Annotated in this window: 21 protein-coding genes; 12 read left to right on the top strand and 9 right to left on the bottom strand. The window is 67.7% G+C overall.

Features of this window, described 5'->3' with window-relative positions:
• Positions 1 to 70: 70 nt before the first annotated feature.
• The 5 genes from groL to A5750_RS13545 all read left to right on the top strand — a co-directional run bounded on the left by groL (position 71) and on the right by A5750_RS13545 (position 4,393).
• Entirely contained in the window at positions 71 to 1,693 is a 1,623-nt protein-coding gene (gene groL / locus A5750_RS13565; RefSeq protein ID WP_066945630.1) for a chaperonin GroEL, read from the top strand.
• Positions 1,694 to 1,900: 207 nt separating this feature from the next.
• On the top strand, positions 1,901 to 2,215 hold the full coding sequence (locus A5750_RS13560; protein ID WP_066945626.1) for a hypothetical protein: 315 nt from the start codon (positions 1,901 to 1,903) through the stop codon (positions 2,213 to 2,215).
• Between the two features lie 75 nt (positions 2,216 to 2,290).
• The gene (locus A5750_RS13555; RefSeq protein ID WP_231989192.1) at positions 2,291 to 3,031 is read left to right on the top strand and encodes a hypothetical protein; all 741 of its coding nucleotides are present in this window, start codon (positions 2,291 to 2,293) and stop codon (positions 3,029 to 3,031) included.
• A gap of 147 nt (positions 3,032 to 3,178) precedes the next feature.
• Entirely contained in the window at positions 3,179 to 3,877 is a 699-nt protein-coding gene (locus A5750_RS13550; RefSeq protein WP_066945622.1) for a nitroreductase, read from the top strand.
• Between the two features lie 36 nt (positions 3,878 to 3,913).
• Positions 3,914 to 4,393, top strand: a complete 480-nt coding sequence (locus tag A5750_RS13545) for a MarR family winged helix-turn-helix transcriptional regulator (RefSeq protein ID WP_066945618.1) — start codon at positions 3,914 to 3,916, stop codon at positions 4,391 to 4,393.
• Positions 4,394 to 4,489: 96 nt separating this feature from the next.
• Here A5750_RS13545 and A5750_RS13540 read toward each other — a convergent pair whose 3' ends face one another.
• The 5 genes from A5750_RS13540 to A5750_RS13520 form a co-directional block, all read right to left on the bottom strand.
• Complete coding sequence (locus A5750_RS13540) at positions 4,490 to 4,891, bottom strand: hydrogenase (protein WP_066945614.1); 402 nt, start codon at positions 4,889 to 4,891, stop codon at positions 4,490 to 4,492.
• Between the two features lie 64 nt (positions 4,892 to 4,955).
• Positions 4,956 to 5,690 (bottom strand): superoxide dismutase family protein, encoded by a 735-nt coding sequence (locus A5750_RS13535; protein ID WP_066945937.1) that lies wholly within the window; start codon positions 5,688 to 5,690, stop codon positions 4,956 to 4,958.
• Positions 5,691 to 5,727: 37 nt separating this feature from the next.
• A complete protein-coding gene (locus A5750_RS13530; protein ID WP_066945610.1) occupies positions 5,728 to 6,207 on the bottom strand; it encodes a hemerythrin domain-containing protein in 480 nt (159 codons plus the stop codon).
• Entirely contained in the window at positions 6,204 to 7,088 is an 885-nt protein-coding gene (locus A5750_RS13525) for a Rieske 2Fe-2S domain-containing protein (protein WP_066945607.1), read from the bottom strand. The genes A5750_RS13530 and A5750_RS13525 overlap by 4 nt, the downstream gene beginning before the upstream one ends.
• Positions 7,089 to 7,263: 175 nt before the next feature.
• Positions 7,264 to 7,572: a WhiB family transcriptional regulator gene (locus A5750_RS13520; RefSeq protein WP_066945603.1), complete on the bottom strand. Its 309-nt coding sequence runs from the start codon at positions 7,570 to 7,572 to the stop codon at positions 7,264 to 7,266.
• A 352-nt stretch (positions 7,573 to 7,924) separates the two neighbouring features.
• On the opposite strand from A5750_RS13520, the gene A5750_RS13515 reads away from it, so the two are divergent.
• From A5750_RS13515 to A5750_RS13505, 3 genes are all read left to right on the top strand, one after another.
• Positions 7,925 to 8,743, top strand: coding sequence for a hypothetical protein (locus tag A5750_RS13515; RefSeq protein WP_066945599.1), 819 nt, complete (start codon positions 7,925 to 7,927; stop codon positions 8,741 to 8,743).
• 90 nt (positions 8,744 to 8,833) lie between these two features.
• A complete protein-coding gene (locus tag A5750_RS13510) occupies positions 8,834 to 9,409 on the top strand; it encodes a sigma-70 family RNA polymerase sigma factor (protein WP_066945594.1) in 576 nt (191 codons plus the stop codon).
• Complete coding sequence (locus tag A5750_RS13505) at positions 9,396 to 10,160, top strand: anti-sigma-D factor RsdA (RefSeq protein WP_231989191.1); 765 nt, start codon at positions 9,396 to 9,398, stop codon at positions 10,158 to 10,160. The genes A5750_RS13510 and A5750_RS13505 overlap by 14 nt, the downstream gene beginning before the upstream one ends.
• Positions 10,161 to 10,164: 4 nt before the next feature.
• Here A5750_RS13505 and A5750_RS13500 read toward each other — a convergent pair whose 3' ends face one another.
• Positions 10,165 to 10,572: a DUF5319 domain-containing protein gene (locus A5750_RS13500; protein WP_046186907.1), complete on the bottom strand. Its 408-nt coding sequence runs from the start codon at positions 10,570 to 10,572 to the stop codon at positions 10,165 to 10,167.
• A gap of 204 nt (positions 10,573 to 10,776) precedes the next feature.
• Between A5750_RS13500 and guaB the strand changes: the two genes are divergently transcribed.
• Genes guaB through A5750_RS13485 form a run of 3 tightly spaced genes read left to right on the top strand, consistent with a single transcriptional unit; the run spans position 10,777 to position 15,300 of the window.
• Positions 10,777 to 12,375: an IMP dehydrogenase gene (gene guaB / locus A5750_RS13495; protein ID WP_066945561.1), complete on the top strand. Its 1,599-nt coding sequence runs from the start codon at positions 10,777 to 10,779 to the stop codon at positions 12,373 to 12,375.
• A 7-nt stretch (positions 12,376 to 12,382) separates the two neighbouring features.
• Complete coding sequence (locus A5750_RS13490; protein WP_066945558.1) at positions 12,383 to 13,510, top strand: GuaB3 family IMP dehydrogenase-related protein; 1,128 nt, start codon at positions 12,383 to 12,385, stop codon at positions 13,508 to 13,510.
• Between the two features lie 53 nt (positions 13,511 to 13,563).
• On the top strand, positions 13,564 to 15,300 hold the full coding sequence (locus tag A5750_RS13485; protein ID WP_066945555.1) for a GMC oxidoreductase: 1,737 nt from the start codon (positions 13,564 to 13,566) through the stop codon (positions 15,298 to 15,300).
• A gap of 54 nt (positions 15,301 to 15,354) precedes the next feature.
• Here the strand turns inward: A5750_RS13485 and A5750_RS13480 are convergent, their stop codons facing one another.
• A complete protein-coding gene (locus A5750_RS13480) occupies positions 15,355 to 16,248 on the bottom strand; it encodes a TauD/TfdA family dioxygenase (protein ID WP_066945552.1) in 894 nt (297 codons plus the stop codon).
• Between the two features lie 62 nt (positions 16,249 to 16,310).
• On the opposite strand from A5750_RS13480, the gene A5750_RS13475 reads away from it, so the two are divergent.
• The gene (locus A5750_RS13475) at positions 16,311 to 16,877 is read left to right on the top strand and encodes a TetR/AcrR family transcriptional regulator (protein ID WP_066945549.1); all 567 of its coding nucleotides are present in this window, start codon (positions 16,311 to 16,313) and stop codon (positions 16,875 to 16,877) included.
• Between the two features lie 3 nt (positions 16,878 to 16,880).
• Here the strand turns inward: A5750_RS13475 and A5750_RS13470 are convergent, their stop codons facing one another.
• Together A5750_RS13470 and A5750_RS13465 are read right to left on the bottom strand one after the other, a co-directional pair.
• Positions 16,881 to 19,247: a glycoside hydrolase family 65 protein gene (locus A5750_RS13470; RefSeq protein WP_066945546.1), complete on the bottom strand. Its 2,367-nt coding sequence runs from the start codon at positions 19,245 to 19,247 to the stop codon at positions 16,881 to 16,883.
• Positions 19,244 to 19,984, bottom strand: a complete 741-nt coding sequence (locus A5750_RS13465; RefSeq protein ID WP_066945543.1) for a beta-phosphoglucomutase family hydrolase — start codon at positions 19,982 to 19,984, stop codon at positions 19,244 to 19,246. Before A5750_RS13465 ends, A5750_RS13470 begins: the two co-directional genes overlap by 4 nt.
• Positions 19,985 to 20,096 lie beyond the last annotated feature (112 nt).

Raw genomic sequence — 20,096 nt, 5'->3', positions numbered from 1 at the left:
TCCCGCCCCGGCGATCCCCGCGCATGGCCGCGGGTGATTTCCGGGGCGGCATGCGTTAGTGAGGAGCCTGATGAGCAAGGTTATTGAGTACGACGAGACCGCGCGCCGCGCGATCGAGGCCGGTGTCAACGCGCTGGCCGACGCGGTCCGGGTGACGCTGGGGCCGCGCGGCCGGCATGTGGTGCTGGCCAAGGCATTTGGTGGGCCCGCGGTCACCAACGACGGCGTGACCGTCGCGCGCGAGATCGACCTGGAAGACCCGTTCGAGAATTTGGGTGCGCAACTGGTGAAGTCGGTGGCCACCAAGACCAACGACGTGGCGGGTGACGGCACCACGACCGCGACCGTGCTGGCGCAGGCGCTGGTCAAGGGTGGCCTGCGCCTGGTTGCGGCCGGCGCCAACCCCATTGAACTCGGCGTGGGAATCTCCAAGGCGGCCGACGCGGCGTCCGAGGCGCTGCTGGCGGCGGCCACCCCGGTGTCCGGCAAGGAAGCTATCGCTCAGGTGGCGACGGTGTCGTCGCGCGACCAACAGCTCGGCGAGCTGGTCGGCGAGGCGATGACCAAGGTCGGCACCGACGGCGTGGTCAGCGTCGAAGAATCCTCCACGCTGAGCACCGAGCTGGAGTTCACCGAGGGCGTCGGTTTCGACAAGGGTTTCCTGTCGGCGTATTTCGTCACCGATTTCGATTCGCAGGAAGCCGTGCTGGACGACCCGGTCATCCTGCTGCACCAGGAGAAGATCAGCTCGCTGCCCGACCTGCTGCCCATGCTGGAGAAGGTCGCCGAGTCGGGGAAGCCGCTGCTGATCATCGCCGAGGACGTCGAGGGCGAGGCCCTGGCGACGCTGGTGGTCAACTCGATTCGCAAGACTCTCAGAGCGGTTGCGGTGAAGGCGCCGTTCTTCGGCGACCGGCGCAAGGCGTTCCTTGAGGACCTGGCGGTGGTTACCGGCGGCCAGGTGATCAACCCCGACGCGGGCCTGCTGCTGCGGGAGGTCGGCACCGATGTGCTGGGCTCGGCCCGCCGCGTGGTGGTCAGCAAGGACGACACCATCATCGTCGACGGGGGCGGCTCGAAGGATGCGGTTGCCGACCGGATCAAGCAGCTGCGCGCCGAGATTGAGAAGAGCGATTCCGACTGGGACCGCGAGAAGCTGCAGGAGCGGCTGGCCAAGCTGGCCGGGGGCGTGGCGGTGCTCAAGGTCGGTGCCGCCACCGAGACCGCGCTCAAGGAACGCAAGGAAAGCGTCGAGGACGCTGTCGCGGCCGCCAAGGCCGCCGTTGAGGAGGGCATCGTCGCGGGCGGCGGGTCGGCGCTCATCGGGGCGCGCAGCGCGCTGAAAGAGTTGCGCGGGTCGCTGTCCGGCGACCAGGCGACGGGCGTCGACGTGTTCGCCGAGGCGCTTGCGGCACCGCTGTACTGGATCGCCACCAACGCCGGCTTGGACGGTGCGGTCGCGGTCAACAAGGTCGGCGAGTTGCCGGCCGGGCACGGCCTGAACGCCGCGACGCTGGAGTACGGCGACCTGATTGCCGACGGCGTCATCGACCCGGTCAAGGTCACGCGGTCCGCGGTGCTCAACGCGGCGTCGGTGGCACGGATGGTGCTGACCACGGAGACCGCCATCGTGGACAAGCCGGCCGAGGAAGACGCCCACGCCGGCCACGGCCATCACGGCCACGCGCACTAAGTAGTTGCGACGAGAACACCCCCGGTCCACATGGGCCGGGGGTGTTCTCGTCGAGCGGAGTTGCGTCCGGTTTCGTCGGTTGCAGCACTTCTCGATGGGCTGTTGATTCCTTTAGATTCGGTTTGTTGGGATCGGTAGCGACGTGAGGCTCGTGCACTGGTTGCCACGAACGCACCGGAGAGGACGACCATCATGCCGCCTGCCCACATGACGAAGAGGCTTGTCGCGGCCGCACTGCTGGCGGGTGGCACCGCGCTAAGCGGGTGGGCCGTGGGCATCGCTCACGCGGACACGATGGAACCGCACCGCTGGTGCCCGGGCAACCCGAAGCAGATGCCCTACGTCGTGAACCAGTACATCGACTGGGACTGGAACGTCTGCCACACCTGGTATCCGACCCAATACGGGATGGGCAACGTCACCATGCAGGGCCGGCCGACCTCGATCTGGGACGGCGACAACCCGCCGATCGAGGCGATCACCATCAGGCATTGCCCGCCGATCAGCTTCATGTGCCCCTAGCCTGCCGATCGGCTGGGAGTCCGGGGTCGGCGCCGATTGCTAAGCTGGCCGCACCATGACGTGGGGGGCACGAGCGTGAGTTATCCGCAGCAGTGGCCACCGCAACTACCGCAGCACCCCCAGCAATGGCCCCCGCCGTACCCGCCGCCCGGGTCTTATCCGCCGCCGGCGCCCGCGTTGCGCAAGACCAATATCGGGCTGATCATCGTGCTTGCCCTGGCGGCGATCGTCGTCCTCATCCCGGTGGCGCTGGTCGGGTTCTATCTCGTCCAGGGCATGGCCCGCGAGGGCCTGGACGGGCGCGGTGGCGCCAAGAAGGCCACCTCCCTCTCGGAATTCGACGTGGTGTGCGATCGCGGGTCGATCATTAACGCCGCCTGGTACCAGAAGCCGGACAAGATCGTTGCGTTCGCCCCGTACGACGAGCCCGACCCGATGCGCGAAGTGGCATCGACGCACTGGAGCCAGGTCACGCTCGATTCCCGCGCCGACTACCGGGCGAACCCCGACGACTTCCGGTCGACGAATGTCGTTGCCTGCCTTACCCGCAAACCCGGAACCGAGGTGAAGTCACGCACCTGCGACTTCCACACTGACGCGGGCGAACACGTCGCCGTCGACTACTACGCGGTGCAGTACAACATCGAACTGCGCGAGGCGAGGACCGGCAAGCACATCGACCAACTCGGAGCGGTGGACGGTCCCGCGACCAGCTGCCCGTTCTTCTCCTGGGTCAAGAAGCGCGATCCGAAGATGTACGCGGGACCCGACCCTGCGGCGGTCGATGCCAAGCTCGCGGAATTCGCGCACAGGTAACTGATGAGCGGGCCGGGGCGTGAGGAAAGCCGGTTCCCGCCCGTCGGGCTGCCGCCATGCGCAGCTTGAAACTTCGCCGACCCAGAAATAGTATCAATTGATACAGTGTTATTTGAAACAGATATACTGACCCTTAGGTAGGCGATCATGGACGTATACGAGGCGGTCACAACCCGGCGTGCAGTGCGCGGATTCACCGACCAGGCGGTGCCGAGAGAGGTGTTGGAGCGGGTGCTCTCCGCCGCGGCGTGGTCGCCGTCCGGATCGAACATCCAGCCGTGGAACACCTACGTCGTGACTGGCGCGCTGCTCGACGAGCTCAAGACGCGCGCCGTCGAGCGCGTGGCCCACGGTGACCCCTGGGACGCGCGGGAGTACGAGATGTACCCGCCGGGATTGAAGTCGCCGTACGGCGACCGACGATCCGCCTTCGGCAAGGAGCGTTACAGCGCACTCGGTATTGCGCGCGAGGACTGGGAGGCGCGTCAGCGGGCGGCCATCGCGAACTGGAATTGTTTTGGTGCGCCCGTCGCGCTGTTCTGCTACATCGACCGCGACCTCGGCGTGGCACAGTGGGCCGACGTTGGGATGTATCTACAGACCGTCATGCTGCTACTCCGAGCCGAAGGGCTAGACAGCTGCCCTCAGATGGCGTGGTCGCAGGTTCGCCAAACGGTTGCGGACGTCTTGTCACCACCTGACGGACTAATCCTCTTCTGCGGCATGTCAATTGGGTACGAGGACCCCACGGTGAAGTACGCTCGCACAGGTCGGGCACCGCTCGAGGAGACGGTCACGTTCGTCGACGACGAGTCGGCCCGGCTGGAACATGCCATCCGGTCTTAGTCCGGTGTTCAAGCCGGATGAAAAGGTGCCAGTTCGATGACCCGCGACGCGTCCAGCGATGCCACCGCCCGGCGTGCGACCGACCGCCCTGGAGATCCCTCGCCTTTCGCTCTCGGTTTGTTGCTGCGCAAGGCGCATTGGCGCGCCGCCGCGGTGATGTCGGAAGCGCTTCGGCCGTTGGGCATCGAATTGCGGCATTTCGCCGTGCTGCTTGTCCTCGTCAACCGCGGGCCCACGGAGCAGCGGGCCTTAGTCGAGGCGACCGGTTCGGACAAGGCGGGAATCATGCGTGTCGTGGACGATTTGGAGCGCAACGGGCTCGCCGTCCGTAAACCTGTTCCGGGGGACCGGCGCGTGCGGGCGGTGGAGATCACTCCCAAGGGACTAAAGGTTTTCGACGCGGCTCACGTCGCCGCGGAGCCACTGGCGGACCGCCTTGTCGCGGCGATGAAGCCCGGGGAGGCCGAATACTTGACGGATCTGCTCACGCGATTCACCGCTTCTGCCGACGGGTGAGCACATGAATCGCGATGGCGCCCAAGAATTTCGCGAAGGTGTGGGACCTCGTCGACATGGATGCGCTGATGAAGCAGATCGGTTGAGGCGTTCACGTTAGAGCCCGACGATGACGATGATCACGCCCGCTATGACCGCAACGGCCAGCGACAGCAACAGGAAGCTGACTACCCACTCCTTGGCCGCCGAGGCCTCATGGTCGGCCGCCGCGATCGGCGCGAGCCTGCGGCCGGCGCCCCACGCCGCCGCGAGCAGAGTCGCGAGCCAGTTCGCGTAGGCGGCGTACACGATCAGCGCGACGGCCGTAACCCCCCAGGCGTGAGTCAGGTGGAGGTAAGGCCAGAGCAGACCGATCAGCACGAGGAACATCCCGTTGAGGACGGCCTCGAGATGGCTCGACAGCGCCATGCGCGGGTTCTTCAGCGCTGCGACGGCGAATCCGGTGAGCAGGCCGATCAGGAAAAGCACCAGCCCGAGCGTGAAAAGCACCTTCTGCATGTCAGCACACTAGGGCGCGGGGCGACGCGCGTCTGCCGTCATCGTGATCCGCGCCGACGGCGCGTCAGCGGGTTCCGGGCGGAAGGCTCGGCGGAGTCGTCGTCACAGTCGTAATCGGCGTGGAAGTGTACGTCGGGCTGCTGGTGACGGTGACGGTGCTCGTGCTGGTCGACGGCGGTGGCACCTCGGTCGTCGTCGTGATCGTCGTGACGCTGGTCGTCGTCGAGGTGGATGACGTCGTCGTCGCGGACGCCGCGGCGAGCACACCGCAGGCTACCCGCTTGCCCGACTCACCGGTGGAACCCCCGCTCAGGTTGTCCGCGTTCTGATGGACGATCAGCGCGGTCCCAGAGCTGCTTCTCAGGTCCGAGGCGGTGAGCAAGCTGGTGGTGGTGACGAGCTTCGCCGAGCCGTCGTTGCGCACCTGCAACGCGGTCAGGTCGCCGCTGGCCGGAAAACCGGTGTGATTCGGTGCCTGATAGACGCTTCCGGCCGAATCGAAGTCCCCCTCGCATTTGCCCACAGCGTGGATCATCAGCGCGTGGAAACCCGGGCTCAGGACTTGGTTGGGTCCAGCCTCCACGGTCACGGTCGCGTACCCGTTCGCGAAATCAATGGTGGCGGTGCCGACCTGGTTTCCGTCGGCGCTCTTCAACTGCGTGGTCATCCGCTCCGTGCCGGGGGGCGCGCTGGAGGACGTTGAGGTGGCGGATTGGCCACCCTGCTGGTTTGCGCATGCTGCCAACGGTGCGATGGTGGCGGCAAGCGCCACGGCCGCGAACGATACGCCCTTATTCATGGGCGGGTCGTACCCCGATTGGTCGCGGTCCAAACGACTAAAGCGAACTCAATAGGGCGGCGCGGCCTCGGACGCGAAGCCTGTTGATGGTGGATCGGCGCAGACGGGTGATCCGCACGAGCATTCGATCTCCGAGTGCATCGAGCATCTCGGCGCTCAAATCTATTGGCGCCGGGCATAAGTCGCGCTCCTCTTCGCTGGCGTGTGCATCCAGGACCGTGACGAACGAGCGCCACTCGCCCTCGTATTGCGGCGCAGTCGGGGAGGTCCGAAGTAGCACCGCCAGCTGATCCCAGACTTGCCGGTGCTCCGCGTGGGCGATCGCTACGAGCGTGCTTGCCTCCGAGACCGCCGGATAGAACAGGTCGTCCTCGATCCGCATATGAATGTCGAGTTCGATCAACAATTCATCGAGGGCGTCTTGCCGCTCGCCGGTATCCGCGGGTAGCGCGGTGATTTTCTCGCAAAGCCTGCGTAAGACCCTGTGGTGTTCAAAGAGCACATCGTAGGCGTTCATTTCGCGTCTCCGCGCACCTCGACGTATCCATGGCGGACGCGTGCCGGGTAGTGCGGCAGCGCGGCCGTCGCCGGTCCGCGCAGCACGTCCCCCGATTCGCAGGCGAACCGGGAGCCATGCCACGGACAAACGATGCGACCGCGATCGATCCAGCCGTCGTCCATCGGCGCACCGAGGTGGGGGCAGCGCGCGCCGACGGCCAAGACCCGGTCGTCGGTGCGGTAGAGAACCACGCCGACGCCGTCCACCTCGACCCGCCGCGGTTGCCCGTCCAAGGCCGTTACCGGCAACACCGGCGTCCAGTGGGCGCCACGGAGCCGAGCGCCCGAGCGGTCCACCCCTGCTCCCGATCCGTATACCAGAGCGCCGCCCAGATAGCCGCTACTCAGGGTGATGGCGTAGCCAAGCGCACTGCAGGCCATCCCGCGCCGCTGCCGACCGTTGCGGCGGTCCCGCCACGACAACACGTACAGGCTCGTCGCGACCCCGTTCAGCAAGCCATGGACAACGCCGACCCGTCGCGATTCCTCATGTGTGTGTTGCCAGTCCGTTAGACCGGTAGCGGCCGCGCCGACGCTCCCGGCGAGTCCGACACCCAACGCGAACCTCGACGCGTCGCGCCATTGCGCGCCGCTTCCCGAGAGCATGGACGCCGCATCCATCGCGACCGTCGTCGTGACCGCTCCCGTCGGCACCGACGTCAACGCGGGATGCAGCGGATGGCCGAGCCAGGTGCCGTGCAGCGCATTGCTGACCCGGTCCCGATATCGGCCCATGGCCGCGAAGAGGAATGTCAGGCCGTGCTCGAGGCGGTAGCTCGGCCGGTCCAGCCATTCCTGCCTTCCCAGGGTGGTCACTACTGCAAGTGGTCGTTGCTTCACGGCACCTCCTGTGCGCGTGAGCGAACCGACGCGGGCTCCTCTGCACGACGGAACGCCCGAAACTGGATTCAGCCGGCCGCGGCCGAGCCCATGACGGATACACGGACCGAGACGGCGAATCGTTCAACCGCGTCGTGCGAAAAAAGTGCCGCCCTTGCGGACGATCGATGAACCGCTAGGCCGAGCGGCGGATGCCGCGGTTACGGCCGATGTCGCCCTTCAGCAACATGTCGCGCTCCGATTCGGACAAGCCGCCCCAAACCCCATAGGGCTCACCGACTTCGAGCGCGTGGGAACGGCACTCCTGAATTACCGGGCACTGCCGGCACATTTCCTTGGCGCGTTGCTCGCGCTGCATGCGGGCGCGGCCGCGCTCACCGTCGGGGTGAAAGAACATCGACGAGTCAACGCCGCGGCACAAGCCCTGCAATTGCCAGTTCCAGATGTCGGCGTTGGGTCCGGGTAGCTGCTCCGGCTGTGGCATTGGTGTCTCCCTCTCTGCACGGCACGCCCAGTAAGGTCAGGTTCGACGAAGCGATGGTGCACTGAATTGAAGCGGCGTCACCGATGACTACCCGTGATGCGTACGTTAGGGCGGGCGGTGAATTTGCGTCAATAGCCACTTAGCCCGACAAAGTATGTAATGGTTATAAAAGAATTAACGTCGCGTTCATCTGCCGCCCAATGGCGAAACACGCACCGTGCTACCAGGCACTTGACCGAATCGAGATTTCCCAGCTCAGGGGCCGGGGGAGGGGCGACCGGGATTAGTACAGGATCTATTGTGATTAACAGTTCGGTAACGCGAACAGCACAAACTGTTTACTACCATCGCCGTGATTGAAACTCGTCACACTTCTGTGATTGGCGCGGAGTTGGCTGCCGCCGCTTTCGGCGACCGGGCCGGTAGCTGGCCGCTGCCGACGGCGGTCACGCCGGAGGACTTGTGGCTGCGCGCCGTCGCAGCGGGCGGGCAGGGCCGCTACGGCAGCGCCTACCGCGATCTGGCCGCGCTGCGGCGCGACGCCCCCGCCGGTCGGTGGGCGTCCCTGGCTCACAGCACGCAGGGATCCTTTCTGCGCCAACTCGGTTGGCACACGCTGGCGCGGGGGTGGGACGGGCGCGCCCTCGCGCTGGCCGGTGTGGACCGCGAGTCGCGTGCCGACGCCTTGATCGGGCTGGCGGCCGACGCGCTGGGTGTCGGCCGCTTCGCAGCGGCGGCGACGTTGTTGGCCCGCGCGGACTCCGAGCTGGGTGCGGGGCCGGTGCCCGAGCGGCAGCCGGTGCGCCGAGGGTGGGTGGCCGCCGAATTGGCGATGGCCCGTGGCGACGGCGAAACCGCCGTCCGCCATGCGAACGAAGCGGTGGAGCTGGCGGGCGCCATGGCCGTCCCGTCGGCGCGGCACGCGGTCAAGAGCGAGGTGGTGCTGGCGGCCGCCCTGTGCAGCGCCGGGGCCGTCGAGCGCGCGCGGGCGGTGGCGGAGGCGGCGCTGGACGCCACCGGCCGGCTCGGACTGGTCCCGCTTCGGTGGGCGTTGGCGTGCTTGCTGATTGATCTCGGCAGCGTCACCGTTTCGACACAAAAGCTACGCGAAATTCGCGATGTCTCCGCAGGCCAAGTGCGGCGCGCCGGTGCGACGTGGCGTTCCGCTTGAAATGGCCTCCGGGCCGTTATTGTCAATTCGTTAGTTAGCCCGGTTAGCCCGCGATGTGTCCGGTTCGTAACGTTGGAGATACCGCCGTCGATGACAATTCAAGGGGATCGTCTCGACGCTGTCGTGGCCAAGGCCGTGGCGGGGGACAGTAACGCACTACGGGAGGTGCTGGAGACGATCCGTCCGATTGTCGTGCGATATTGCCGCGCGCGAGTCGGGACAGTCGAGCGGGGTGGGCTGTCAGCGGATGACGTGGCACAGGAGGTGTGCTTGGCGACTATCACGGCGCTGCCGCGCTACCGGGACCGAGGGCGTCCCTTTCTCGCCTTCCTGTACGGCATCGCGGCGCACAAGGTCGCGGACGCCCATCGGGCCGCCGGCCGTGATCTCTCCTATCCGACCGAGGTCATCCCCGAGCGTTGGTCGTCCGACGCGGGCCCCGAACAGCGGGCCATCGAAGCCGACTCGGTCAGCCGGATGAGCGAACTGCTCGAAATCCTGCCCGCCAAGCAGCGCGAGATCCTGATCCTGCGTGTCGTCGTCGGCTTGTCCGCCGAGGAGACCGCATCCGCCGTCGGCAGCACCACGGGAGCGGTCCGGGTGGCCCAGCACCGTGCGCTGTCCCGGCTGAAGTCCGAAATGATCGCGGCAGGTGACTGTGCCTGAATCCCTGGACGAATTCGCCCAAAGCGACCTGCTTCTCGACGCGCTCGCCGAGCGGCGGCCGGTGCACGTCGGTGACCCCGACATGGACGCGATGGCCACGCTGCTGGAGGACTGGCGCGACAACCTGCGGTGGCCACCGGCGAGTGCGCTGGTCTCGGCCGAGGAAGCCGTCGCCGCCCTGCGCACCGGCCTGGCCGACCGTCGCAGCGGCCGGCGCGGGCTGGCGACGATCGGATCGGTCGCCGCGGCGCTGTTGGTGATGAGCGGCTTCGGCGCGATGGTGGTCGAGGCGCGTCCCGGGACCCCGCTGCACGGGCTGCACGCGATGTTCTTCGACCAGCCGCGCGTCAACGAGAAGAATCAGGTCATGCTGTCGGCCAGAGCCGACCTGGCCAAGGTGCAGGAATCGATCGACCGGGGTCAATGGGACCAGGCCCAGAACCAGCTCACCGAGGTGAGCAGCCTGGTCCAGTCGATCGACGACCCGGCCAGCAAACAGGAGCTGACGAACCAGCTGAAGCTGTTGAATCTCAGGGTTCAATCGCGCAACCCGAATGCGACGCTGCCGCCCCCGGCGAACACGCCGTCGGCATGGTCGACTCCGACCACCGCCGCGCCGACCGCGGCCACCACGCCCTCGGAAGCTTCGCCAAGTCCGTCGGCAACGCCATCGCCGAGTCAATCGTGGAGCAAGCACCGGCACCACGGGCAGACTTCGACGCCGCCGACGGTGGCCCCGAACAACCCCTAGCGGTCTAGCGCCGGTATCCGTCGGCGTCCGAGGTGGCCTCGTTGAGTGAGGCGTCGGCATATCCCCGGCAGTAATCCCACGTGACGTAGGCGTCCGGCTCGGGGTCGTAGGCAGGCTCGTGCGGGCGGACGGTGCCGTCGATCAGCAGCTGCAACAGGTTCGCGCGCAGCATGTCCCAGTCGTGGTAGTGATCCTGCTGACATTCGTCGCAGCACACCACCAGCCCGCGAATGCCCTTGTGCGCCAACAGTGCCTCGTAAACCGCCAGGTCGGCAAGGTCCGCCTCGACCGCCATCCGCTCTTGGGCGTCCAGGGGTTGCCCCGGCTCTACGGCTTCCAGCGCAGCCGACGGATCGCAGGGGTCGTCGGCGAAGGGGTCGGGCGGCAAACCCGGTGGGAGGTGATCGCGCACGCACACTAGCCTACGCAGCCGGGCCGGGATAACGCCAGCAGCCAGGCCGCCCGTCGTTTCCGGGCCGGGATAACGCCAGCAGCCAGGCCGCCCGTCGTTTCCGGGCCCTTTGCCGTTCGCGGCGCGCCCCGACAAGCGGGTCGGGGCGACGGGCGAGCCGATAGGATGGGAGTCTCGCGCCGCATCGTATGGAGGGCCCCACCGATGACCCGTGGCATGTCCCACCTGGAAGACAGCTCCGACCTCGTCGGCAGCCCCTACGTGCGTGACCCCCATATTGGAGGACTGATCGACGACCCCGTGCCGACCGGGGGTGACAACCCGCACAAGATCGCGATGCTCGGCCTCACGTTCGACGACGTCCTGCTGCTGCCCGCCGCTTCCGATGTGGTTCCCGCCACGGCGGACACGTCCAGCCAGCTCACCAAGAAGATCAGGCTCAAAGTGCCGCTCGTCAGTTCGGCGATGGACACGGTCACCGAGTCGCGGATGGCCATCGCCATGGCCCGGGCCGGCGGCATGGGTGTGCTGCACCGCAACCTGCCCGTCGCCGAGCAGGCCGGCCAGGTCGAGATGGTCAAGCGCTCGGAGGCCGGCATGGTCACCGACCCGGTCACCTGCCGCCCGGACAACACCCTGGCGCAGGTGGACGCGTTGTGCGCCCGGTTCCGGATCTCGGGCCTGCCGGTGGTCGACGACGTCGGCGCGCTGGTCGGCATCATCACCAACCGCGACATGCGGTTCGAGGTGGACCAGACCCGCAAGGTCGCCGAGGTGATGACCAAGGCCCCGCTGATCACCGCCCAGGAGGGCGTCAGCGCCGATGCGGCGCTGGGCCTGTTGCGCCGCAACAAGATCGAGAAGCTGCCCGTCGTCGACGGCCACGGCCGGCTCACCGGGCTGATCACCGTCAAGGACTTCGTCAAGACCGAACAGCACCCGCTGGCCACCAAGGACAGCGACGGCCGGCTGCTGGTGGGCGCCGCCGTGGGCGTCGGCGGCGACGCGTGGGTGCGCGCGATGATGCTGGTCGACGCCGGGGCCGACGTTCTGATCGTCGACACCGCGCACGCGCACAACCGGCTGGTGCTCGACATGGTCGGCAAGCTGAAGGCCGAGGTGGGCGACAAGGTCGAGGTGATCGGCGGGAACGTCGCCACCCGGTCCGCGGCCCTGGCGCTGGTCGACGCCGGAGCCGACGCGGTCAAGGTCGGCGTTGGACCGGGCTCGATCTGCACCACCCGGGTGGTGGCCGGGGTCGGCGCGCCACAAATCACGGCGATCCTGGAGGCCGTCGCGGTCTGCGGACCGGTGGGCGTGCCGGTGATCGCGGACGGCGGACTGCAGTATTCCGGCGACATCGCCAAGGCCCTGGCCGCGGGCGCCTCGACGGCCATGCTGGGCTCGCTGCTGGCCGGCACCGCCGAGGCCCCCGGCGAGCTGATCTTCGTCAACGGGAAGCAGTTCAAGAGCTACCGCGGCATGGGGTCGCTGGGCGCCATGCAGGGCCGGGGAGGCGCGAAGTCGTACTCCAAGGACCGCTACTTCGCCGACGACGCGTTGAGCGAGGACAAGCTGGTCCCCGAGGGAATCGAGGGCCGAGTGCCGTTCCGCGGACCGCTGTCGTCGGTGATCCACCAGCTGACCGGCGGTCTGCGCGCCGCGATGGGCTACACCGGATCGCCCACCATCGAGGCGCTGCAGCAGGCGCAGTTCGTCCGGATCACTTCGGCCGGGCTGCGCGAAAGCCATCCGCACGACGTCGCCATGACCGTCGAAGCGCCCAACTACTTTGCGCGCTGAGGCCGGGATGGTCGAAATCGGGATGGGCCGCAACGCCCGTCGCACCTATGAACTGAGCGAAGTCAGCATCGTGCCGTCGCGGCGCACCCGGTCGTCGCAGGACGTGTCGACCACCTGGCAGCTGGACGCCTACCGCTTCGAGATCCCGGTGGTGGCCCATCCGACCGACGCACTGGTGTCGCCCGAGTTCGCGATCGAGCTCGGCCGCCTCGGCGGGCTGGGGGTGCTCAACGGCGAAGGCCTGATCGGCAGGCACGCCGACGTGCAGGGCAAGATCGCCGAGCTCGTCGAGGCCGCCACCAAGGAGCCCGAACCGTCGGCGTCGATCCGGTTGCTGCAGGAATTGCACGCCGCCCCGCTGAACCCCGACCTGCTGGGAGCCGCGGTGGCGCGCATCCGGGAGGCCGGGGTCACCACGGCCGTGCGGGTCAGCCCACAGAACGCCCAGGCCCTGACCCCGGTGCTGCTGCAGGCCGGCATCGACCTGCTGGTCATCCAGGGCACCATCGTGTCCGCCGAGCGGGTGGCCAGCGACGGGGAACCGCTGAACCTCAAGACCTTCATCGCCGAACTCGACGTCCCGGTGGTGGCCGGCGGGGTGCTCGACCACCGCACCGCGCTGCACCTGATGCGCACCGGCGCCGCCGGCGTGATCGTCGGCTACGGCTCTACCCGGGGCGTGACGACCAGCGACGAGGTGTTGGGCATCAGCGTGCCGATGGCCACCGCCATCGCCGACGCCGCCGCCGCGCGGCGCGAATACCTCGACGAGACCGGCGGCCGTTACGTGCACGTGCTGGCCGACGGCGACATCCACACCTCCGGCGAGCTGGCCAAGGCGATCGCCTGTGGCGCCGACGCGGTGGTGCTCGGCACCCCGCTCGCCGAATCCGCCGAAGCGCTCGGCGAGGGCTGGTTCTGGCCGGCCGCGGCCGCGCACCCCTCGTTGCCCCGCGGGGCATTGCTGCAGATCGCGCTGGGCGAGCGCCCGCCGCTGGAGCGGGTGCTCAACGGGCCTTCCGACGACCCGTTCGGGTCCCTGAATCTGGTCGGCGGCCTGCGCCGGTCGATGGCCAAGGCCGGCTATTGCGATCTCAAGGAGTTCCAGAAGGTCGGGCTGACCGTCGGGAGCTGACGGCACCCCGGGGCCACTGGCTCGTTACCCGTGAGTAAGGCCATACTGGTGCGATGAGGCCGGATTACGACGTTCTGATTATCGGTTCGGGTTTCGGAGGCAGCGTCAGCGCGCTGCGGCTGACCGAAAAGGGCTATCGCGTCGGCGTATTGGAGGCCGGGCGGCGCTTCGCCGACGAGGACTTCGCCGAGACCTCCTGGGACCTGCGCAAGTTCTTGTGGGCGCCCGGGCTGGGTTGCTATGGCATTCAGCGGATCCACCCGCTGAAGAACGTGCTGATCCTGGCCGGCGCCGGGGTGGGCGGGGGCTCGCTGAACTACGCCAACACGCTCTACGTGCCGCCGGAGCCGTTCTTCAAAGACCGGCAGTGGTCGCACATCACCGACTGGCGCGACGAGTTGATGCCGCATTACGAGCAGGCGAAACGGATGCTCGGGGTGGTGACGAACCCGACCTTCACCGACGCCGACCGCGTCCTCAAGGAAGTCGCCGACGAGATGGGCTGCGGCGATACCTTCGTGCCCACCCCGGTCGGTGTGTTCTTCGGCCCCGACGGCGCCAAGACCCCCGGCAAGACCGTGCCGGACCCGTATTTCGGCGGCGCGGGACCCGAGCGCACCGGCTGCCTGGAATGCGGCTGCTGCATGACGGGCTGTCGCTACGGCGCCAAAAACACGCTGCTGAAGAACTACCTCGGCCTCGCCGAATCGGCTGGGGCGCAAGTCATTCCGATGACGACGGTCAAGGGCTTCCAGCAGCGCTCCGACGGGGTTTGGGAGGTCCGCACGGTGCGCACGGGCAGCCTGCTGCGCAGGGACCGGCGCACCTACACCGCGACGCACCTGATCCTGGCCGCGGGCACCTGGGGAACCCAGCATCTGCTGTTCAAGATGCGCGACAAGGGGAAGCTGCCGCGCCTCTCCGAGCGGCTCGGCGTGCTGACCCGCACCAACTCCGAGTCCATCGTCGGGGCCGGGAAGCTCGAGGTCGACCCCAAACTGGATCTGACCCATGGGGTGGCCATCACGTCGTCGATCCACCCCACCGCCGACACCCACGTCGAACCCTGCCGCTACGGCAAGGGGTCCAACGCGATGGGGCTCCTGCAGACACTGATGACCGACGGCACCGGTCCGGAGGGCACCGACGTGCCGCGCTGGAAGCAGCTGCTGGACCAGGCCCGCGAGGATCCGCGTCGCATGATGCGGATGCTCAACGTCCGCCAGTGGAGCGAGCGCACACTGATCGCCCTGGTCATGCAGCACCTGGACAACTCGATCACCACCTACACGAAACGCGGGAAGTTGGGCATCCGCTGGTACACCAGCAAGCAGGGGCACGGAGATCCCAACCCGGCCTGGAACCCCGTCGGGAACAAGGTCACCCGGCGCATCGCCGAAAAGGTCGACGGCGTGGCCGGCGGCACCTGGGGTGAGTTGTTCAACATCCCGCTGACCGCCCACTTCCTCGGCGGCGCGGCGATCGGCGACAGCGCCGAACACGGCGTGATCGACCCGTATCACCGGGTTTACGGCTATCCCACGATGTTCGTGGTGGACGGCGCCGCGATCTCGGCGAACCTGGGCGTCAACCCGTCGCTGTCCATCACCGCACAGGCCGAACGGGCCGCCTCGCTGTGGCCGAACAAGGGCGAGAACGATCAGCGCCCGGCGCAGGGCGAGGCTTACCGCCGGCTGGACCCGATCGCCCCGGGGCATCCGGTGGTGCCGGCCACCGCGCCGGGTGCGCTGCGCTGGTTGCCGATCACCCCGGTGCCCTCGGCCGGCTAGCTCGCGATCGCCTCGCTGGTTGGTCGGTCGGCGACCCGCAGCGCTCGGCTGCGCCTAGCTCGCGATCGCCTCGAGCGGGGCGCCGCTGACCACCCGGCTGCGTTGCCGGTGCACGTTGAAGGGCACGTCGCCCATCAGGGTGACGCGGTGCATCAGCCGAGGCTGGTCGTCGTAGTCGTCGATGGCGCGGTGCTGGGTGGCCCGATTGTCCCAGATTGCCACGTCACCCGGCGCCCAGTTCCAACGAATGGTGTTCTCGGGGACGGTGATTCGCCGTTGCAGCAAATCGAAGAGCACCGTCGATTCGTAATTGTCCAGGCCAACGAACCCGCGCACGAAATCCCCCAGTAGCAGCGTGCGTTCACCGGTCTCCGGGTGCACCCGCACGACGGGATGCTCGGTGCGGAAATCCGGCTTCTCGAAGGCCTGCCGGAACGCGCGCTGCGCGTCGGTCATTGCTTCAGGGGTGATGTAGTCGTACCGGTTGGTGTGCACCGCCCACAGATCGTCGACGAGCCAGGCGAGCGGTTCCGGCAGGTACTCGTACGCGGCGGCGGTGTTGGCCCACAGCGTCGAGCCGCCATACCGGGGCAGGGTGACCGCCCGCAGGATCGACGCGGCCGGGTAGTTCGCCACGAACGTGACGTCGGTGTGCCAGCGGGTCGCCTTGCCGTATTCGGAGTTGATCGGCGTGATGACCGGCGCGTTCTTGGCTGCGAGCACCTCGGCGGCCGGATGGCCGACGGGCGTGCCCAGCTGTGCGGCGAACGCGAGTTGCTCCTGGTCATCGAGGTGGTGCTGGTGGCGAAAGAAGATCACCTTGTGGGCCAGCAGCGCCTGGCGGATCTTCTCGATCGCGTCCGGGTCGAGGTCGCCCCCGAGGCGCACCCCGTCGACCCGCGCGCCGATGCGGCTACCCAGCTTGGTGACGGTTATCTGACCGATCATTTTCATCAATCCTCGTGTGAAAAGGGGTGTAGTCAACTGACTACATCGAGTACTGTAGTCACATGACTACACGTTCCGCAAGTGGCCGCGCGAACATGCCCACCGGGCGGGCCGAGGTCGCCGCGGCGATCCTGGAGGCCGCCACCGACCTGTTCGCCGAACGGGGTCCGGCCGCGACGTCGATCCGCGACATCGCCGCGCGATCCAACGTCAACCACGGGCTGGTGTTTCGCCACTTCGGCACCAAGGAGAATCTGGTCGGCGCCGTGCTCGATCACCTGGGCGCCAACTTGAGCGCCCTGCTCACTGAGGAGGCGCCGGCCGACGTCCTGGACCGGGCACTCGACCGGCAGATGCGGGTCATGGCCCGCACTGTGCTCGACGGGTATCCGGCGGGGCAGCTGCAGAAGCGCTTTCCCAACATCGCGACGCTACTCGGCTGGGTGCGGCCCCTTCACGACAACGAGGTCGAAGCGCGCCTGGCCGTCGCCAATGCCCTTGCGCTGCAATTCGGTTGGCGGCTGTTTGCGCCGATCCTGCGCTCGGCGACCGGGATCGACGAGCTGGCGGACGACGAGATACGGCAGGCGGTGGGCGCAGAGGTGGGGCGGATCCTCAAATCCGGCTGACGCTCACTTGTTCCGCGCCAGCGCCCGCCGGTGCAGTGGCTCGCGGCCTGGAGGCTGCTGCGGTGGCGGCATCAGCGGCTTGCGGGCGTGCACCGCAACGGTTTTCGGCGCATCGGTGCTCAGGGTGATCTCCTCGCCCGCATGCCGGATGGTGAGTTGGCCGCCGGGCCCGTCGCGCACCGTGTAGGTGACGTCTGAATGGTTCACGTCGACGGTGAGCCGGAAATCGCGCCACCGCAGTCTGAACCTTAGTCGCGAAATACCGTCGGGCAGAGCGGGATTCAGCGACAGAATGCCCTCGTCGTCGCGCAAGCCGCCGAAGCCGCCAACCAGCGCCGTCCAGGCGCCGGCAAGCGACGCCATGTGCAAGCCGTCGCGGGTGTTGTGGTGCAGGTCGCGCAGGTCGATCAGCCCGGCCTCGTAGGCGTAGTCGTGCGCCAATTCCAGGTGCCCGACCTCGGCGCACAGCACCGCCTGGGTGCAGGCGGACAGCGACGAGTCGCGCACCATGCGTCGCTCGTAGTAATCGACGTTGCGCGCCTTTTCTTCCGGCGTGAAGAAGTGGCTCCGCCACTGCATCGCCAGCACCAGGTCGGCCTGCTTGATCACCTGCGCCGGATAGAGCCGCACGTACGGGTCGTGCAGCAGCAACGGATAGGCGTGGTTCTCCTGGAAGTCCCACTCCGCCAGGGTGGTGAACCCCTCGCACTGCTGGTGCACCCCCAGGCCGGCGTCGTAGGGAATGTTCGCGGCATCGGCGGCGTCGCGCCAGGAAGCCGTCTCCTCGGTGGTGACGCCCATCGCCTCCGCCGCCTCGGGGTGGCGGAGGCAGGCCTCCGCAGCGGTGCGCAGGTTGTGCGCGGCCATCAGGTTGGTGAAGACGTTGTCGCGCACGATCGCGGTGTATTCGTCGGGGCCGGTGACGCCATCGAGGTGCCAGACGCCGTGCCGGTCGTGGTGGCCGAGGGAGAGCCAGAGCCGGGCGGTCTCGACGAGCACGCCGAGGCCGCAATTCTTCTCCAGTTCCTCGTCGCCGGTGACGATGCGGTACCGCTCGAAGGCCATGGCGATGTCGGCGTTGATGTGCCAGGCCGCCGTGCCGGCCGGCCAGTAGGCCGAGCACTCCTGCCCGCGAATGGTCCGCCAGGGGAAAGCGGCGCCCTGCAGGCCCAGCTCGGATGCCCGCTCCTTGGCGAGGTCCAGGGTCGACGCCCGCCACCGCAGGGCGTCGGCCACCGCGCGCGGTGCGGTGTAGGTGAGCACCGGCAGCACGTAACTTTCGGTGTCCCAGAAGGCGTGGCCGTCGTAGCCGGTTCCGGTGAGCCCCTTGGCCGGAATCGCGCGGCGCTCGGCGCGCACGCTGGCCTGCAGCAGATGGAAAAGCCCGAACCGCACCGCTTGCTGGGATTCCGGGTCGCCCTCGACCTCGACGTCCGCGCTGTCCCAAAAGTCGTCCAGGTAGGCCCGCTGCGAATCCAGCAGCCCCTGCCACCCGGTGTAGCGGGCGCTGTGGATGGCGGCGGCGGCCTGGTCGCGCAGGGCCGGGCGCGAGCGCATGCTCGACCAGCCATACGCCAGGTACTTGACGATGCGCAGCTTCTGCCCGGCGCGCAGCCCACAGATCACGGTGGTCCGCGCCAGATCGTCGCGCGCGTCGGTGCTGAACTCGACGCGGCCGGGAACGTCGATCTCATGGTCCATCGCGGCCGACATCATCAGGGCGCTGCTGCGGGTGCGGTGCATGAGAAGCGCCCCGGTCTCGGTGTTTTCGTGATCGACGGCCACCAGGGGGTTCTCCAGAATGGCCGACACCCGCGGGTCACCCGAGGTCTGGGGTTGGTCCTCGTTGGTGACCAGTTCGGACTGCACCGTCACGCGAACGAAATCGCCGACCGCTTCCACGACGTATTCGACGGCGGCGACGCCGCGCTGGGCCAGCGACACCAGCCGGGTGGACACCAGCTTGATCTCCTTGCCCGCGGGGGAGCGCCAATGCGCGCCCCGGGTCATCGTCCCGGCGCGCATATCGAGAACCCGCTCGTGCGAAAGCAATTCGCCATAGCGGACGTCGAACGGCTCGTCCTCGACCAGCAGTCGGATGATCTTGCCGTTGGTGACGTCGACGATGGTCTGGCCGGCCTCCGGATAGCCGTAGCCGGCCTCGGCGTAGGGCAGCGGCCGGATTTCGTAGAAGGAGTTCAGGTAGGTGCCGGGCAGCCCGTAGGGTTCACCCTCGTCGAGGTTGCCGCGCAGCCCGATGTGCCCGTTGGACAGGGTGAACAGGGATTCGGACTGGGCCAGCAGGTTCAGGTCGAGCTTCGTTTCGCAGACGTGCCATGGATCAACGGGAAATGCTTCGTCGTCGATCATGACTGCAGCAGCTCGGCGAGGTCGGTGACCACCACATCGGCGCCGTTGCGTCGTAGATCGTCGGCCTGGCCCACTCGGTCGACTCCCACCACGTAGCCGAAGTTACCGGCATGGCCGGCCTGCACACCCGAAATCGCGTCCTCGAACACGGCCGCGGCCCCGGCCTCGACGCCGAGCAACTCCGCCCCACGCAGATAGGAGTCTGGCGCCGGCTTACCGGCGATGTGCTCGTCGCGCAGCGTGACGCCGTCCACCCGCTTCTGGATGAACTGGTCCAGGCCGGTGATCTCGAGGACGTCACGGGTGTTGGCGCTCGAAGACACCACGGCAATTCCCAGGCCGGCCGCCGAGACCGCCTCCAGATATCGCCGCGAGCCCTCGAAGACCTCGACGCCGTCCTCGCGCAGCACCCGTTGGAACATGTCGTTCTTGCGGTTGCCAAGGCCGTACACCGTCTCGGCGTCTCCCGCGTCGTCGGGGCTGCCGTCGGGCAGCTCGATACCGCGGCTCTCCAAGAAGGACCGGACCCCGTCCTCACGCTTCTTGCCGTCCACGTATTTCCGGTAGTCGTCGGCCGCATCGAACGGCACGAATTCTTCGCCGGTGCGTTCGGCCCGTTCGGACAGGTAGTCGTCGAACATGGCCTTCCAGGCCTTGGTGTGCACGCTCGCGGTATCGGTGAGCACACCGTCGAGGTCGAACAGACAGGCATGCACCTTTTCGGGCAGACCGAGCACGGGTGGACCTCGCTTCCTGGCCTTGGGAGGACTAGCTAAGCGATACCCACTCCACCATGCGGAGCAATCCGAGCGCTACCTCGGCCCACCAGGCGCTGGTGCTCGTTACCTA

Source organism: Mycobacterium sp. 852002-51613_SCH5001154, assembly GCF_001667425.1.
GTDB lineage: Bacteria > Actinomycetota > Actinomycetes > Mycobacteriales > Mycobacteriaceae > Mycobacterium.
The sequence above is the reverse complement of the archived record's forward strand: the minus strand, read 5'-3'. Positions and strand labels throughout refer to the sequence as shown.

Bases quoted from the DNA above. Each gene is read 5' to 3' on its own strand.
- groL (WP_066945630.1), top strand. From the start codon at position 71: ATGAGCAAGGTTATTGAGTACGACGAGACCGCGCGCCGCGCGATCGAG.
- A5750_RS13560 (WP_066945626.1), top strand. From the start codon at position 1,901: ATGACGAAGAGGCTTGTCGCGGCCGCACTGCTGGCGGGTGGCACCGCG.
- A5750_RS13550 (WP_066945622.1), top strand. From the start codon at position 3,179: ATGGACGTATACGAGGCGGTCACAACCCGGCGTGCAGTGCGCGGATTC.
- A5750_RS13545 (WP_066945618.1), top strand. From the start codon at position 3,914: ATGACCCGCGACGCGTCCAGCGATGCCACCGCCCGGCGTGCGACCGAC.
- A5750_RS13540 (WP_066945614.1), bottom strand. From the start codon at position 4,891: ATGCAGAAGGTGCTTTTCACGCTCGGGCTGGTGCTTTTCCTGATCGGC.
- A5750_RS13535 (WP_066945937.1), bottom strand. From the start codon at position 5,690: ATGAATAAGGGCGTATCGTTCGCGGCCGTGGCGCTTGCCGCCACCATC.
- A5750_RS13530 (WP_066945610.1), bottom strand. From the start codon at position 6,207: ATGAACGCCTACGATGTGCTCTTTGAACACCACAGGGTCTTACGCAGG.
- A5750_RS13520 (WP_066945603.1), bottom strand. From the start codon at position 7,572: ATGCCACAGCCGGAGCAGCTACCCGGACCCAACGCCGACATCTGGAAC.
- A5750_RS13510 (WP_066945594.1), top strand. From the start codon at position 8,834: ATGACAATTCAAGGGGATCGTCTCGACGCTGTCGTGGCCAAGGCCGTG.
- guaB (WP_066945561.1), top strand. From the start codon at position 10,777: ATGACCCGTGGCATGTCCCACCTGGAAGACAGCTCCGACCTCGTCGGC.
- A5750_RS13490 (WP_066945558.1), top strand. From the start codon at position 12,383: ATGGTCGAAATCGGGATGGGCCGCAACGCCCGTCGCACCTATGAACTG.
- A5750_RS13485 (WP_066945555.1), top strand. From the start codon at position 13,564: ATGAGGCCGGATTACGACGTTCTGATTATCGGTTCGGGTTTCGGAGGC.
- A5750_RS13480 (WP_066945552.1), bottom strand. From the start codon at position 16,248: ATGATCGGTCAGATAACCGTCACCAAGCTGGGTAGCCGCATCGGCGCG.
- A5750_RS13475 (WP_066945549.1), top strand. From the start codon at position 16,311: ATGACTACACGTTCCGCAAGTGGCCGCGCGAACATGCCCACCGGGCGG.
- A5750_RS13470 (WP_066945546.1), bottom strand. From the start codon at position 19,247: ATGATCGACGACGAAGCATTTCCCGTTGATCCATGGCACGTCTGCGAA.